Origin of the sequence: Pseudundibacterium arcticum (genome assembly GCF_042646465.1) — a bacterium.
GTDB classification, from domain to species: domain Bacteria; phylum Pseudomonadota; class Gammaproteobacteria; order Burkholderiales; family Burkholderiaceae_D; genus Undibacterium_A; species Undibacterium_A arcticum.
In genome coordinates, this window is sequence record NZ_JBHRTP010000054.1 from 47,394 (window position 1) to 63,195 (window position 15,802).

Genomic DNA, 15,802 nt, shown 5'->3' on the forward strand with positions numbered 1-15,802 from the left:
CATGCTGCCACGGGTGGATAACTCCATCAGGCCCGTGACCTCGATCGAGGCACCGGCCGCCACGGTGGTCGTCGGCGATCCGCGCCAGCAGGCATTGCAGCGCTCGACCCAGCTGGTCATCGGCCGGCAACTGCAAGGCGAAATTTTGTCACGCCTGAATGACGGGTCCTTCCTGGTCAAAATTGGTGGTACCGCGGCACGTATGATGCTGCCGGCCGACACCCGCATCGGCAGCTCGTTGCCGATGACCCTGGTATCGACCGAGCCGCGTCCGGTATTCCTGCTTGGCGCTGATGCGTCTGCTGCCGTTTTAGCCGCCGAGCTAGCGGCACATCCGGCGGAACTTCTTCCTACAATTGCACAGCAATCCGGCACGGCCAGCAGTGCAGTCGGCAAGGCAACGCTGGATTCCTACCTATTCCACCAAACAGATTTGAGCGGCGCCGAATCCGGCGCGTCCAGCACGACGCTTAGCAGCGCCGGGCGCCTGATCGACAGTCTGCTGCATGCGGTCCAACAAGGCGGCGCGCCGACTGCAGTGCTGGGCAAGTCGCCGTTGGTCAATGCGCCGACGGTCGGTGCCGACCGCATCGCCGAAGCCTTGCATGGTGCGGTCGCGACCAGCGGACTGTTTTACGAATCGCATGTCGTTGAGTGGGCCGATGGCAAGCGTGAGATGAGCGACCTGCTGCGCGAGCCCCAGACCCAGCTGGGCAATTCCGTTTCCAACGACACCAAGACGACGGCTTCGATCGGCAACGAGGCAGCACAGTTGATCAATGCGCAACTTAACACACTGGAACACCAGCGTCTGCAATGGCAGGGCGAAGTCTGGCCCGGTCAGCGCATGGATTGGCAAGTCAGTCAGGACGCACCTGAAGGCGGCGACCGCGATGGTCCGGAACTGCAATCATGGCAAAGCGCGGTGCGCTTCGAGCTGCCCGGATTGGGCGTCGTCTCGGCCACAATTCACCTGCTCGGCGAGAACCTGCATATCCAGCTGCGCACCGCGACCGAGACCACGGCGACTGCCTTGCGCGATCACAGCCAGCAATTGGCGGACGCGCTTGGTGCCGCCGGTTCGCCACTGGATTCCTTGACGGTAAAGCAGGATGAGTGCGCAGGATGAGCGAGCCTAAATTGCAACATGCAGTCGCGCTGGCCTATCAGACCAATGATGCGGCGCCGAAGATCGTTGCCAAGGGTCGCGGACTGATCGCCGACGAAATCATCGCGCGCGCAAAGGAACATGGCGTGTTCGTGCATGAATCCAAAGAACTGGTCGCGCTGCTGATGCAGGTCGAACTCGACCAGCATATCCCGCCGGCCCTGTATCGCGCCGTTGCGGAACTGCTGGCCTGGCTATATCATATTGAGGCTGCGCAAAAAAGTGACAGTTTGAATTTGCCACCTCCTCCCAAATCCCTCAAATAGCTGCCCGTGATGCAATCAGATAACAACGATTTGGGAACAGAAGTCCAGAATCATTATCAGGTCCAGTCGCGACGTGAAATCCTGGCCATTCTGCGCAATCTCGCGGAAAAAAATCAGTTGGTCAGCGTCAGTATCGACAATGGTGCAGAAGTGGCGGTTACTACCATTCTGGAAGTAGACAATGACGCCGTGATTCTCGACTGTGCGCCTGATCCGGGGTTGAATCAACGCATCATCGCAGCCGATCATATTTCGTTCGAAACTTCGCTCGACAAGATCCGCATCGTGTTTTCAGCCGCTGAGGCAGAGTCATGCGAGCATGAAGGTCGGCCCGCCATTGCCATCGGCATACCGGCCAGCCTGATCCGCCTGCAGCGGCGCGAATACTATCGCATCAATACACCGGTCACCAATCCCCTGCGCTGCACCATTCCGCTGCCGGAAGAACTAGGTGGCGGCGCATACACGATGTCGTTGGTCGACATCAGCTGCGGTGGCATCGCGGTACTGGATGACAAGAAGACGCTCGACAAGACCATCGGTCGCAATTATCAAAATTGCCGGGTCGATATTCTGGGGATTGGCACCATCGTCGTGACGCTACAGATCCGCAGTTCGCAGGATATGACGCTATTGAACGGGAAAGTGAACCGGCGCCTCGGATGCCAGTTCATCGATCTGCCGAATTCGATGCTGACCGTGGTGCAGCGTTACATCATGAAGCTGGAGAGGGAGCGCAATTCGAAGGCAACAGGTCTCGGCTAGGACCCTGAGTGCATTCGTTACCCAGGTTTAAAGTCGAACATCGAAGTTAATTCCGGTCCGGTATGGCGGAAGATTCACGTGTCACTCGGATCCCGTGCCGCGTTCGGCACATTGGTAAATGTGCGTAAAGCGCTGCCAGCACAATAGGCAGGCGAGGTGCCGAAACCGAGAGATCCCGATACCAGTGGAGCCGCCACGCTTCAATCGAAACGTTCGTATCAATGCGGCCGAATCGCCACATTAATTGCGACGGAAAACAGGAACGGCAATTTGAACGCAGAGGCCTCCCTTAGAGAGGTTAAAGGCTCTTATACTCCCGCTATGCGCTTCGATGATCCGTCTCGCAATGGCAAGCCCCAATCCATGACCGCCTGGATTGCCGTCTGCTTTGCTGCCACGGAAAAATGGCTTGAAAATTGAATTGAGCTCTGCCTCAGGCACGCCCGGGCCGTGGTCCGAAATGGATATCTTCAGCATGTCATTCTCGGAGTCTCTGTTGACCTTTACATAAACGGCGCAGCCTTGGTGAGTATGTTGGATTGCATTGCGGACCACATTCTCGATCGCTCGATGTAACAGCTCAGCGCTACCTTTAATGATGGCCCCGGATTCGCCTGAAAAATAAAATCTCTTCTTCGCTGATTCTGCCTCGAATTGCGCGCTATCTACAATGTCATCGAGTACTTCATCGATACAGACTTCTGCATCGAGCACCCCGATTTCACTGGTTTCCAGCCTCGACAAAGTCAGCAGCTCTCCTATCAGCCGGTCCATACGAATGATTTCACTATCGATCCGGTCTAACATATCTTTCGTTTTTTCCGGCTGCTGCCTTGCCAGCCCGGCGGCTGCCTGCATCCTTGCCATCGGCGACCGCAGTTCGTGTGAAACATCATGAAGCAGGCGTCGCTGACCATCCATTAGGACGCGCAGTTGCGCAGCCATGCGGTCGAACTCACGTAGCAGATCGGCCAATTCGTCTTTCCGCTTTGCTACGGCATTTGCAACGCCGACGCGCAGGTTCCCGGACGCTACAGCCTGAAAAGCAGACCGCAGGCTGCGGATCGGTCGCGACAAGTAGTGGGCAAGAAGGGCGGCGACAATCAGGCTCGCAAGCAAGTGGGCCACCAGCGGCTCAGTCGGGAGAAGTTTCGATCCGTGGGGAGGCCGTGGGCCAGTATCCATCGGCCTGGTCAGCTTTTGTGCTGCATCAACAAACAACAGATAACTATGTCCGTCAGCCAGTGTTATCCGGCGAACACCGTCGGCATTTTCTCGTTGATGAGATTTTGCCTGCGCCCGTTGCAATGCGGCGGGATCCACTGTTCTTCCAAGGAGTTCACGATTATTTTCATCTACGACTACCAATTCGTGTCTCGTCGTATCGTCCATGAGCTTCCGCAGCGCCATGGGTCCTCCGTACTGAAGGGCCGTCGCGGCCGATTCAATCAAGAGATTGGCCGACCGATCCGCTACCGCGTTGGGCCGGTTGTCGCCTTCAAAACCCTGTTTCAGCTCGACCGCGACCATCACCGACATGGTGCCGATGATCTGGGCTATCCAGATGACAATGAAGAACTTCCAAAATAACCGACCCATGCCTTATCTACTTCTTGATGAATTGGTAACCGAACCGGAAAACCGTCTGAAGACACGACCTGCCGTCTTCCAATCGGCCTAACTTACGACGAAGGCTGCTCAAATGAACGTCGATGTTTCGATCATAGGGGGTAAGCGAACGGCCTAATCCTTGTTCGGAAAGTTCGTTCTTGCTCACCGGGCGGCCTGCATTCCGGACCAGCACTTCGAGTAGACTAAATTCCGTGCTGGTTAGCTCAACGGGCCGTCCCTCCCATTCAACCTGCCGTCGCTCGGGCCACAAGGTCAATAGGTCGACGACTAGCGGGGCATCCAACGCCGGCTCCGGAGTGGAGGATTGGGTACGGCGGAGAATCGCACGTATTCTCGCCGTCAGTTCACGAGGCGTGCAGGGCTTGGCTACATAATCGTCTGCGCCAAGTTCCAGACCGGCAATACGATCCATGTCATCTCCCTTGGCGGTCAGCATCAGTACCGGTATCTGGCTTTCCGTGCGGATACACCTTAGGGTTTCCAGGCCATTCAGACGGGGCATCATTACGTCAAGCACGACTATCCTGTACTTTCCCGACAGCGCTTCCGTAACGCCCGTCTTTCCATCCTGCACCGCGACAACATCAAATCCTTCCAGGTGCAGGTAGTCCTTCAACATCAGGGAAAGTTCACTGTCGTCGTCAACTAACAAGACTTTCATCTGCTTCTCCGTCACGAAGAGACACTCATTACGTGATGGTATCAAGTGCCGTCCTGAAGAAATTTTCCAATACCGGTCTTTACCTAAATTTACATCGTCAGACGTTGTTTTTTAACGGGAAAGTTGGATACTAAAAGTGTCTTCTTCACAGGCTGCGCATTACTGTTTTTTCTCGAACACGCCGCCCGGCCTGGCTCCGAAAATTGATTGAGGGGGAAGGCGCCACCAGTTGCTTTGTCAAAGCCCTTTACGCAACCCATCTGGAATTCGCGTAGGACGTAACGCTACTCACGAATCACACGGCTTCGCCTAGACGGAACATGTCGATTGCAAGCGACATGCCGGCCACTTTACAGCAGCACCGCGTACGAAATTGCGCTAACCGCAGGAATGTTGCTTGTGGTTTTAGCACAGGAGATCTAGATCATGTATCGGTTTCAAGCTCGCGCGACCATTAACAGACGTTTATTGACCCATTTAGTCAACATTCTATCCCCTCACTACTACACTTATCGCGATCCAGCCATTCATGGTAGGGCTTCCATGAATCATCGTCCGTTTCTTCTGCAAACTGACGCAATTGGTCAAACGATCATTAAGACGGCTTTCGTAGTGCTGATGGGTGCAGTGTTTGGCGTACCCGTAACAGAGGCCCAAGAGCCAACTCCAGCAGTCACGTCCACTCCGCCAGTTTCCCTCAAGACCGTTCCGACACCGGGCCCATCCCAAGCGATCCTTGATGCGTACGTGCAGGACAAGAAGGCCGTCGTTCAACTTGGCAAGGCGCTCTTCTGGGATACGAAGGTAGGAAGCGATAATAAAACCTCATGCGCCACTTGCCACTTCCATGCCGGCGCCGATAATCGCACCAAGAATCAGCTTAGCCCAGGGCTCTTGGCAAATGACAAAACATTCCAGTTGGGCGGGCCGAACTACGCGTTGAAGGCGAGTGACTTTCCTTTAACGAAGCATGCTGACGTCAACGATGCGGCCTCGCGCATCAGCGACATAAATGACGTGGTCGGATCGCAGGGCGTTTTCGCGACTGCCTTTGCTGATACGAACGCATCAGGTGCGCCTGACGCCTGCACTGCGGTATCCGATGCGGTTGGTCATGGGGGCTCAGGATTCAACGTCAACGGCGTCAATACGCGGCGGGTGGAACCTCGCAATACGCCGACGGTCATAAACGCGACGTTCAATTTCCGCAACTTTTGGGATGGCCGGGCTAATAACATGTTTAATGGGGGCGATCCATTTGGGATGAGAAACCCTAACATCCTCGTCTGGAAATTGGAACACGGCGTACTCAGACAAATCAAGGTGGCGATTCCAACCTCTGCGCTATCGTCCCAAGCGTCAGGCCCGCCATTGAGCGAGAACGAAATGAGCTGTAAAAACCGTACGTTTGCAAATGTTGGGAGAAAGCTGCTGGGCAACCAAGCTTTGGCCGACCAGGTCATCTCTGCCACGGACAGTGTTCTCGGCTCCATGGCAGCCAGCAGACCCACCTATGCATCGCTCGTCAAGACAGCCTTTCGGTCCGAATATTGGAGTTCGCCCTCGATCATGACTATCCCGGTGGCCCACGCTCGACAATTTGGAACAATGGACCTGGCAAATAGCCGCCACTCCAATCAACCTCGGACAGTGCAAATGGACGGTGAGGTTACCCAGATGGAGGCCAATTTCGGAATGTTTTTTGGGTTCGCGGTTCAAAGCTATCTAGCTACGCTGGTCGCCGACGATACGCCGTTCGACCGATATGCGGAGGGTGACAGCAGCGCGTTGAACGCGCAACAGATACGCGGCTTTGAACTCTTTCGCGGACCCGCCCAGTGCATCCACTGTCACGCGAATGCTGAACTCACCAGCGCTTCGACCCACAATTTTGATACCGACGTACGACTCGACCAAAGGACAGGGGCGAACAACCAGCAGATTTTCCGCTACGACAATGGCTTCTTTAATACCGGCGTGCGTCCGACCGCGGAAGATCTTGGCGTCGGCGGACTGGATCCGTTCGGCAATCCGCTTTCAGAAACCCGGATGTCCCAACTCCGTCGTACCAATTTGCTTGGCAACGATTTCCATGAGGCTGCGGTTGATCCGAACGCACTGACCGCCGTCGATGGCGCGTTCAAGACGCCGGGACTGCGTAATGTAGAGTTCACCGGGCCCTACTTCCATAACGGGGGAAAATCCACATTAATGCAGGTAGTTGATTTCTATAACCGCGGCGGCGATTTTGCCAAGGACAATCAACCGACTCCCGACCCGACCATCAAGCCGCTTGGTTTGACCGAGAAGCAAAAGCAGGATCTCGTGGCTTTCCTTCTAGCTTTGAGTGATGACCGGGTAGCTCACGAAAAAGCACCATTTGATCATCCATCCATCTGCGTCCCAAATGGACACCAAGGTGATCAGAATTCGGTAAATGCAGACAAATCCGGACATGCGATCGACATCATGAAGTGCATTCCGGAGGTGGGTGCCCGAGGAACGAAGGAACGAGTCTCAACGTTCCTCAATCTGGACCCATTCCAGCGATAGTACTCACCGACCGATATGGTCCTCGGAACGCAAGCGATTATCAACTTACGGCGTAGCGGCAGGCAAGTAGAAGACGTAAACATGGATATACGATTAATCATTTCTTTGAGTAAGCAAAGAGAGTACGCGGAGCAGGTGCCTCCTATCCAGCCAGCATGTCCGCAAATTCGCAACGCATTGCCGGCGAGCCAAGTCCCGGTTATTTGCCCAGGTTGACAACCCAATCACGAAAGGTTCCTGCGATGGATCGTGTACTAGCGCTCAAATCACTCATCGACCTGCGCGTATCGCTGCCACTTGCACTTGCTCACTTGAGCGAGTTCGAATGGGACTGCAGCGAAAAGCTGGTGGACCTGGAGCCGGTTCACATTGCCAGCGTGCTCAATAAATTCCTCGCCGGAGAACTCAACTCCCCGGAAGTGGAATCGTGGGCGAACGCCATCGCGGGTCTCGAAGACATCGACGTACCGGAACCCCTCATGCGCGCCGCGGTGCATGAACTGGCAAATCCAACACTGACGCCTGCACTTACCGGCTGGCGTGCGCAGTGGTGGCTATCGCGTCTGCGCGTTCTTGGCAACTAAGCCTTACTTCCAGCCGCAGTCGCGTCTCGTCTCGCCTTTCCGGTTGAGACGCAGCCGTTTGCGCGCCGCAGACAATGGATCAGAATGTCCGTTGTCTAAGGTGACGCAGGGATTTCGCGGGGCAAGTCCCGCGCCTGCGTCCGAGACTGAAGCCATCAGCCTGGACATGTGGCCCGATTGAAAGACACCGTCCCAATATATTGACGTATTTCAAACATCGTATAACCAACGCTGTAGCAGAAGGATTGAACTCCAAAATTGCAACCGTACAAAAACGCGCCTGCGGGTTCAGAAACCGTGACAACTTCAAGATCGCTGTCTACTTCCATTGTGGCGGACTTGACCTGTATCCGGTTTCAATGACCCACAGAAAACCCGGATGAATCAATTATTGACAGAAATCAGAAGTGACTTTTATACCTGCATGTTCATGATGTCGTGATAGGCCGACACCAGCTTGTTGCGCACCTGGACCGCGGCCTGAAATGAGATATTCGCCTTCTGCATCGAAATCATCACATCCGACAGGCTGACCTTATCGTCGCCCATCGCAAAGCTTTGCCCCAGTTTTTCGGAAGTCTGCTGCGCGCTGTTGACCTGCTCCAACGACGATTTCAGCAGGTCTGAAAAATTTGCCTTGCCGACCGGCGCCTCGGCTGCAACCGAACTATTATCCATGCCCGCTGGACGCGTTGCGGCCGCACGCAATTGCGTGAGCATTGCCTCTATCCTGCCGCTATCAATTAGCCCGGTTTTCATCGGTAGCCTTTTTCTATCAAGTAACCATGGCAACCATGGCCGGTCGTGGTCGACGCGGCAATAGTCATAGTTTTTCCACCCTGCCACCTTAGCAGTCACCTGTCCCGCATCCGGCCTGATTAGAAGCCCAAACGCGCTTCTATTCGTCCGATTAAAAATTGCTCCAGGGAATAATATCGACGCTAATCTAAAAATCTTGAATTCTTTCCACAAAAATATCGTGACATCGACCAACCCACCACGAGCAGGCGGAAGAACATCATGGCTGTAGCCGAAGAAGGCGCCCTCGTCCCCAGAATCGCAGGATTTGCACAGAAACCGGGCGGCCGCAATTTTCTGCTCGCTCTCGGCGCGGCGGCTGTGATGGCCGTGATGGCCGGGGTCTGGATGTGGAGCCAGCAGCCGGAATACCGCGTGTTGTTCGCCAATTTCAACGACCGCGACGGCGGCGCAATAGTTGCATCATTGCAACAAATGAACGTACCCTACAAGTATGCCGAAGGTGGCGGCGCGATTCTGGTGCCGGCCAATCAAGTCTTCGATGCGCGCCTGAAGCTGGCGGCGCAAGGCTTGCCAAAGGGGGGCAATGTTGGCTTCGAGCTGATGGAAAACCAGAAGCTCGGCGTCTCGCAATTTTTGGAACAAGTCAATTTCCAGCGCGCGCTGGAAGGCGAATTGGCGCGCTCGATCCAGTCAGTGGGCGCGATACAGGCCGCCCGCGTCCATCTGGCGCTGCCGAAACCGTCGGTCTTCGTGCGCGACCAGCAAAAACCCACTGCATCCGTGTTGCTGAACCTGCATCCGGGGCGCACGCTCGATACGCAGCAGGTCAGCGCCATTGTCCATCTGGTCGCCAGCAGCGTGCCGGATCTGCCGCCCAGCAATGTCACTATCGTCGATCAAAGCGGCAATTTATTGTCTGAATCCGGCAAAGCACCTGGCGCCAAAGGACTGGATCCGTCGCAGCTGAAATACGTGCAACAACTGCAACAGAACATCGTGCAGCAGATCGAATCGATCATCACACCGATTGTCGGCCTCAACAATGTGCGGGCCGAGGCGACAGCCGATGTCGATTTTTCCAACACCGAGCAGGCGGCCGAAACCTACAAGCCGAACCAGACTCCCACCACATCGTCGGTACGCAGCCAGCAAACCAGCGAATCGCAAAACAGCAGTGGCGGCAATGCATCCGGCATACCCGGCGCATTGAGCAACCAGCCGCCGGCACCGGCCACCGCGCCATTGACGGCGCCGGCGTCGGCCCAGGCCAATGCCAGTGGCACTAATACGCCGATCAATACCCGCAAGGACTCGACCGTCAACTATGAAGTCGACAAGACGATCCGTTATACGCAGCAACCGATGGGTGGCATCCGACGTCTGTCCGTCGCGGTGGTGGTCAATTACAAACGTGAAATCGACAAGAACGGCAAAGTCACGACGAAGGCGCTGACCGATACTGAAAAGGCACAAATCACCGATCTGGTGAAGGAGGCAATGGGCTTCAACAAGGATCGCGGCGATTCGATAAACGTCGTCAACAGCCCATTCGCAAGTTCCGAAAAGGAAAACTTCATCGAGCTGCCGTTGTGGAAGCAGCCGGACAATATTGCGCTCGCCAAGGAAGCTGGCAAATACCTGATTGCAGCGATCGTGCTGCTGTATTTGTTCTTCCGCGTATTAAAGCCGATGTTGCGCAGGTTGACCCACAATCTCAATACGGCAACGACAGCGCCGGCGTTGAACGGCGCGGAGCCCAACGCCGGCATCGGCAGCGATGGACAATTGCTGCAGGACGATCTGGTGTCGATCTCGGGCTATCAGAAGAATCTTGGCATGGCCAAGGAACTGGCCAGAAGCGATCCGCGCATTGTCGCCAACGTCATTAAAACCTGGGTGGGCAGCAATGAGTGAGAACGGAATTCAGAAGGCCGCGATCCTGATGCTCGCACTGGGCGAGGATGAGGCAGCCGAAGTAATGAAGTTCCTCGGCCCGCGCGAAGTACAAAAGCTCGGCTCGGCGATGGCCGGCATGAAGTCGATCCCGAACGAGCATGTCGAATCGGTGCTCGACAGTTTCCGTATCGAGGCGGCGAAGAGTTCCTCGGTCGGTCTCGATTCGGATGCCTATATACGTCAAGTGTTGACCAAGGCGCTGGGCGACGACAAGGCGGCGTCGCTGCTGAACCGCATCCTGGGTGGGCGCGATGCCAGTGGAATCGAGAGTCTGAAATGGATGGATTCGCAGTCGGTGGCCGAACTGATCCGCAATGAACATCCGCAAATCATTGCGACCATCCTGGTCCACCTGGAGCGCGACCAGGCCTGTGAAATTCTCGGCCACTTTACCGAACGCATGCGCAACGACGCGGTGTTGCGCATCGCCACGCTGGACGGTGTGCAGCCGGCCGCCTTGCGCGAATTGAACGATGTGTTGACCAAGCTGCTGTCGGGCAACGAGAGCCTCAAGAAACAGTCGATGGGCGGCATCCGCGCGGCTGCGGAAATCCTGAACTTCATGACCGGTGAACACGAGACCGCGATCATGGACAACCTGAAGAATTATGACGGTGAAATGGCCCAGAAGATCATGGACGAGATGTTCGTGTTCGACAATCTGCTCGAGATCGATGACCGGGGCATCCAGTTGCTGTTGCGAGAAGTGCAGTCAGAGATGCTGATCATTGCGCTCAAAGGCGCCGGTCAGGATCTGCGCGAAAAAATCTTCAAGAACATGTCTCAGCGCGCCGGTGAAATGATGCGCGAGGACCTCGATTCCAAGGGGCCGGTGCGCTTGTCGGAAGTCGAAGCCCAGCAAAAACAAATTCTACTGGTCGTGCGCCGTCTGGCCGATGAAGGCCAGATCATGTTGGGCGCAAAAGGCGAGGATGCCTATGTCTAACGCGGTGATCCCGAAGGAACGGCAGTCCGCTTACCAGCGCTGGGAAATGGCCTCGTTCGGCGACGACCAACGCTCGAGATCTGACATGGCAACACAGTCAGCACAGATGCTGAGCAACGAAGCGCTGGCCCAGATCCGCGAACAGGCGCGGCAGGAAGGCTACGCCGCCGGTTTCGCCGAGGGGCAAGCCGCCGGCCATGCAAGCGGATTGATCGAGGGCCAACACGAGATCGCTGCGGAAATTGCGCGGCTGAACGATATTGCACAAAATTTTTCTGCAGAAACGGCGCGCGCCGATGAATTAATCGCGCATGACATGCTGGACCTGTCGCTCGATTTGGCCAAGGCCATGCTCAAAACGGCGTTAGCGGTACGGCCGGAACTGGTGCTACCGATCGTCAGCGAAGCAATACGCTACCTGCCCAATGTGCAGCAGGCGACGTTGACGCTCAATCCGGATGACGCGCAGTTGGTACACAAGCATATGGGTGACGTGCTCGGCAAGGCCGACTGGCGCGTATCGGAAGACCCTCGTCTGGAACGCGGGGGCTGCCGCATCGACACCGCCAGTAACCAGATCGACGCATCGGCCACCAGCCAGTGGCAGCGACTGGCCAATGCCCTGGGCAAAGAATCGGATTGGCTGGCGCCATAATGAGCCCAACGCCCGCCGGCCAAGCGCACAGCACCCGCTGGCGCGCCTATCTGAAAGATTGCCGCGCGCTGGCGGCGATCGTCGAACCAATGCAGATATCGGGTCGCGTAACCCGTGTCGCCGGCCTCGTGATGGAAGCGGTTGGCCTGAAAATTCCGGTCGGCAGCGCCTGTACCATTCCGTTGCACAACGGTGCGCGCATTGAAGCCGAAGTGGTCGGCTTTGAAAACGATCGGCTATTCCTGATGCCGCAAAGCGATGTCGAAGGGATCACGCCCGGTACCCGCGTATTTCCGGTCGAAGTAGTGCACACCCTGCCCCGCCCCGGTCAGGTAGCACATCCGCGCCGCCGACCGAGCGACCGCGCCCGTCACCTACCGGTTGGCCACGAATTGCTGGGACGGGTACTCGATGGTGCCGGCCGTCCGCTCGACAAACTGGGGCCGCTGCACACCCAGCATTCCGCACCGATCAGCGTACGTCCATCCAATCCGTTATCGCGTGCGCCGATCACCGATACGCTCGACGTTGGCGTGCGTGCCATCAACAGCATGCTGACCGTCGGCCGCGGCCAGCGCATGGGCCTGTTCGCCGGTTCTGGCGTCGGTAAAAGCGTCTTGCTCGGCATGATGGCACGCTACACCAGCGCCGACGTGATCGTGGTCGGCCTGATCGGCGAACGAGGCCGCGAGGTCAAGGAATTCATCGAACAAATTCTCGGTACGGTCGGCCTGGCACGCGCGGTCGTCGTCGCGGCACCGGCCGATACCCCGCCGCTGATGCGTTTGCAAGGCGCCGCCTATGCCACCGCGATCGCCGAACATTTCCGCGATCAGGGAAAAAACGTTTTGTTGATCATGGATTCGCTGACCCGCTATGCAATGGCGCAACGCGAAATCGCGCTGGCGATCGGCGAACCGCCAGCGACCAAGGGCTATCCGCCATCGGTGTTCGCGAAACTGCCGGCCCTGGTCGAACGCGCCGGCAATGGTGAGGTCGGCGGCGGCTCGATCACCGCGTTCTATACAGTATTGACCGAGGGCGACGACCAACAGGATCCGATCGCCGACGCCGCACGCGCCATTCTGGACGGCCACATCGTGCTCGACCGCACCCTGGCCGAGTCGGGGCACTACCCAGCCATCGATATCGAACAGTCCATCAGCCGCGCGATGCACGGCATTACCACACCCGAACATCAGAAACTGACGCGTCGCCTGAAGCAGTTGTACTCGCGTTATGAACGCAGCCGCGACCTGATCAGCGTCGGCGCCTATAGCGCCGGTAGCGATCCCGTGTTGGACGAGGCAATCGCGTTGCACGCCAGGATCGAGGCATTTTTGCAACAGGATATTCCCGAGCGGGTTGGCATTGACGAAAGCTTGGGGCAACTTGCCGCTCTATTCTCCTGATTGAAGCAGGATTGCTGTTTCTATAATCAGGCCCTATGGCTAACCGCGCGCCCTTTGAAACCCTGATCGAACTTGCCGAAAAGGCGACGGATGACGCTGCCAAACGCCTGGGTGCTGCGATCCGGGCCGGCGCCGAAACTGAACAAAAGCTGAGTCTGTTAAATGAGTACCGCAATGACTATGCCGTTCGCTTCCAGGCAGGTCTGGCGGCCGGATTGACAGCGATCGGCTACCGCAATTTTCAGGCATTTCTGGAAAAGCTCGACAGCGCGGTCGCGGGGCAGGAAAAGATTGTGTTCGAAGCCAAACGCCGCATCGCCATCGAACGTGCCGGCTGGCAGGCGTGTGAACGGAAGCGGCTGTCATACACCACGCTATCGAACCGCGCTCAGCAGGAACTGCTGTTGCGGGAAACAAGGCTAGACCAGAAACAAACCGATGAACGCGCGGCCAGGCAGTTGGCGCATAAACGATAAACAGCATGCACCCACCGATCACATTGAATACTGTCAGCGCCTTGCAAAACCCGGCGCCGGTGCCGAAGCTCGGCAGCGGTGAGCCGCGCGACGGTCAATTTCAGCAATTATTGTCGCGTGAAGTCAGCGATCGGAACAATAACAACAACAGCGACAGCAGCCAGCACGTCAATCAGGGCAGCAATAAAGTCGCGGCCAAAGAAACCGATCGCAGAGCATCGCCGCCACAACCCGCACCTGCCGCGAAAACGGCAGCCAAGTCGTGCGACGGCGAAAAAGCCGGCAAAACGGCCGATGGCACCGACAAGGCCAGCGACGCCAAGGCTGACAAGAATACGAATGACGCCGCGGCAAGCGCTATTCCCCCGAATGCCGCGGCCGAACTGCTGGCGCTAGTGGCCAACCTGAATCAGGCGGCAGCCAGGACCGTGACCGCGGAAGCCAAGCCGGCAGACATGGACAGCACGGTCACGGCCCCCGCTGACGCCACCGCCTTCGCACGCCAAGGCAAAGACGCCCTATCCGACACCGCCGATGCACATGCAGGCGAAACCGATCTGCGCGGCAAAGCGGCAGCGGCCGATATTGCAGATCAGAAGAACAATGCGGCATCGATTGCCGGTCTGGGCGAGCGCAGTGCCGACCAGGTCCAGCAGACAGCTCTGAGCATCGCCGCAGCCGCCAAACACCAGGAAGCATTGCCGGCCGTCTCGTCCACAGCCATGGCTGCGGCACAGGCTGCGCCGTTCAATTTGGCCCAACTGACGCCGGCACTGCCGACAGCAAAACTGACGCCGCCAGTCGGCAGCTCGGCGTGGGATCAGGCACTTGGGCAAAAAATAGTCTGGATGGTCGGTGGATCGCACCAAACCGCATCGTTGACGCTTAATCCTCCCGATCTCGGCCCACTGCAGGTAGTGCTGCACGTTACCAACGAACAGACTAACGCGACTTTCATCGCAGCGCAGCCGGAAGTGCGCCAGGCCATCGAAGCGGCACTGCCGAAACTGCGCGACATGATGAGCGATGCCGGCATTCAGTTGGGCCAGACCAGCGTCAACGCCGGGTCCAGCAATCATGCCGGCAACCAGGCAGGTACGCCAGGCGAGCAGTCACGCCAGGCACAGTCCGCCGGCCACCAACAGGATGGCGCGACAGATATTGCACCGCGCAGCGTGCGCCCGAGAGTCATCACCAGTGGCTTGGGTGTGGTCGACACCTTCGCCTAAAACTACTCCCGGTTGCACTGCGTAGTTGAATCCGCCATTCAAAATCCGAGTCATTCCAGCCGAAGGGCGGGGACGACAAACCAATTAATAGAGATACCCTTAACGGGATATGCACCGATTTCCGCCCTCTTTTCATGGCATCCGATCTGGCGCTTTCGGCCAATAATATCCATCATCGACACACCGCGCCAATGCTGAACCAGAGGAAAAAATGGCGACTTCTGCCCCTAAAGCAAACCTGAAAGCCGCACCCAAGGCAGCCGCCAAGGAAGATGCGCCAGCAAGCCCGAAATCGAAAAAGAAGCTGTTCCTGATCATCGGCGCCGCGGTGCTGGTCGCTGGCGGCGCTGCCGGCGGCGGCTGGTACTACACTCATCAAGGCGACAGTCACAGGGCAGGCAAGGTCGAAGCCGCCAAAGTACCGATTTACATCACGCTCGAACCGTTTACCGTCAATCTGCAACCGGAAAACGGCGATCAATACCTGCAAATTGCGATGACCTTGCTGGTCCATGAGCAGAGCCAGGTCGAGCTGATCAAACTGCAGATGCCGCAGGTGCGCAATCGCCTGTTGATGGTATTGTCCAGCAAAAAGGCATCCGAGATTTCGAGTGTGGAAGGAAAGAACAAACTATCCGCCGACATCGTGACCCAGGCCAATCTGCCATTTGCGCCGCAAACGCCGCCGCAGCATGTGTCCGGCGTGTACTTCACCTCTTTCATCATCCAGTAAGATC

At 57.0% G+C, this 15,802-nt stretch carries 16 protein-coding genes; 13 read left to right on the forward strand and 3 right to left on the reverse strand.

Annotated features, from left to right (window positions below; all coding sequences use genetic code 11):
• Position 1: 1 nt before the first annotated feature.
• The 3 genes from fliK to ACFOFO_RS16675 are packed head-to-tail and all read left to right on the forward strand — an operon-like array spanning position 2 to position 2,199.
• Positions 2–1,129 carry a flagellar hook-length control protein FliK gene (gene fliK / locus ACFOFO_RS16665; protein ID WP_390325418.1) on the forward strand — a complete coding sequence of 376 codons (1,128 nt, stop codon included), beginning with the start codon at positions 2–4 and terminating at the stop codon, positions 1,127–1,129.
• The gene (locus ACFOFO_RS16670) at positions 1,126–1,434 is read left to right on the forward strand and encodes an EscU/YscU/HrcU family type III secretion system export apparatus switch protein (protein ID WP_390325420.1); all 309 of its coding nucleotides are present in this window, start codon (positions 1,126–1,128) and stop codon (positions 1,432–1,434) included. The genes fliK and ACFOFO_RS16670 overlap by 4 nt, the downstream gene beginning before the upstream one ends.
• Positions 1,435–1,443: 9 nt before the next feature.
• A complete protein-coding gene (locus ACFOFO_RS16675) occupies positions 1,444–2,199 on the forward strand; it encodes a flagellar brake protein (RefSeq protein ID WP_390325422.1) in 756 nt (251 codons plus the stop codon).
• Between the two features lie 240 nt (positions 2,200–2,439).
• Here ACFOFO_RS16675 and ACFOFO_RS16680 read toward each other — a convergent pair whose 3' ends face one another.
• The gene (locus ACFOFO_RS16680) at positions 2,440–3,798 is read right to left on the reverse strand and encodes an ATP-binding protein (RefSeq protein WP_390332079.1); all 1,359 of its coding nucleotides are present in this window, start codon (positions 3,796–3,798) and stop codon (positions 2,440–2,442) included.
• Positions 3,799–3,805: 7 nt separating this feature from the next.
• A complete protein-coding gene (locus ACFOFO_RS16685) occupies positions 3,806–4,492 on the reverse strand; it encodes a response regulator (protein WP_390325424.1) in 687 nt (228 codons plus the stop codon).
• A gap of 426 nt (positions 4,493–4,918) precedes the next feature.
• Between ACFOFO_RS16685 and ACFOFO_RS16690 the strand changes: the two genes are divergently transcribed.
• The 3 genes from ACFOFO_RS16690 to ACFOFO_RS16700 all read left to right on the forward strand — a co-directional run bounded on the left by ACFOFO_RS16690 (position 4,919) and on the right by ACFOFO_RS16700 (position 8,012).
• Positions 4,919–7,045 (forward strand): cytochrome-c peroxidase, encoded by a 2,127-nt coding sequence (locus ACFOFO_RS16690; protein WP_390332081.1) that lies wholly within the window; start codon positions 4,919–4,921, stop codon positions 7,043–7,045.
• A 242-nt stretch (positions 7,046–7,287) separates the two neighbouring features.
• Positions 7,288–7,629 (forward strand): hypothetical protein, encoded by a 342-nt coding sequence (locus tag ACFOFO_RS16695; protein WP_390325427.1) that lies wholly within the window; start codon positions 7,288–7,290, stop codon positions 7,627–7,629.
• A gap of 146 nt (positions 7,630–7,775) precedes the next feature.
• Positions 7,776–8,012: a transposase gene (locus ACFOFO_RS16700; RefSeq protein ID WP_390332215.1), complete on the forward strand. Its 237-nt coding sequence runs from the start codon at positions 7,776–7,778 to the stop codon at positions 8,010–8,012.
• A 31-nt stretch (positions 8,013–8,043) separates the two neighbouring features.
• On the opposite strand, the gene fliE is transcribed toward ACFOFO_RS16700, so the two are convergent.
• Complete coding sequence (gene fliE / locus ACFOFO_RS16705; protein ID WP_390325429.1) at positions 8,044–8,349, reverse strand: flagellar hook-basal body complex protein FliE; 306 nt, start codon at positions 8,347–8,349, stop codon at positions 8,044–8,046.
• A 300-nt stretch (positions 8,350–8,649) separates the two neighbouring features.
• Here fliE and fliF point away from each other — a divergent pair, with 300 nt between their 5' ends.
• From fliF to fliL, 7 genes are all read left to right on the forward strand, one after another.
• Positions 8,650–10,305, forward strand: coding sequence for a flagellar basal-body MS-ring/collar protein FliF (gene fliF / locus ACFOFO_RS16710; protein WP_390332083.1), 1,656 nt, complete (start codon positions 8,650–8,652; stop codon positions 10,303–10,305).
• Complete coding sequence (fliG, locus tag ACFOFO_RS16715; RefSeq protein ID WP_390332085.1) at positions 10,298–11,293, forward strand: flagellar motor switch protein FliG; 996 nt, start codon at positions 10,298–10,300, stop codon at positions 11,291–11,293. Before fliF ends, fliG begins: the two co-directional genes overlap by 8 nt.
• Positions 11,286–11,948 (forward strand): flagellar assembly protein FliH, encoded by a 663-nt coding sequence (locus ACFOFO_RS16720; protein ID WP_390325431.1) that lies wholly within the window; start codon positions 11,286–11,288, stop codon positions 11,946–11,948. The genes fliG and ACFOFO_RS16720 overlap by 8 nt, the downstream gene beginning before the upstream one ends.
• Complete coding sequence (gene fliI, locus ACFOFO_RS16725; protein WP_390332088.1) at positions 11,948–13,360, forward strand: flagellar protein export ATPase FliI; 1,413 nt, start codon at positions 11,948–11,950, stop codon at positions 13,358–13,360. Before ACFOFO_RS16720 ends, fliI begins: the two co-directional genes overlap by 1 nt.
• 35 nt (positions 13,361–13,395) lie before the next feature.
• On the forward strand, positions 13,396–13,836 hold the full coding sequence (fliJ, locus tag ACFOFO_RS16730) for a flagellar export protein FliJ (protein WP_390325434.1): 441 nt from the start codon (positions 13,396–13,398) through the stop codon (positions 13,834–13,836).
• A 5-nt stretch (positions 13,837–13,841) separates the two neighbouring features.
• Entirely contained in the window at positions 13,842–15,065 is a 1,224-nt protein-coding gene (locus tag ACFOFO_RS16735) for a flagellar hook-length control protein FliK (RefSeq protein WP_390325436.1), read from the forward strand.
• Between the two features lie 211 nt (positions 15,066–15,276).
• Positions 15,277–15,798 (forward strand): flagellar basal body-associated protein FliL, encoded by a 522-nt coding sequence (fliL, locus tag ACFOFO_RS16740; RefSeq protein ID WP_390325438.1) that lies wholly within the window; start codon positions 15,277–15,279, stop codon positions 15,796–15,798.
• The last annotated feature ends 4 nt before the right edge of the window (positions 15,799–15,802 follow it).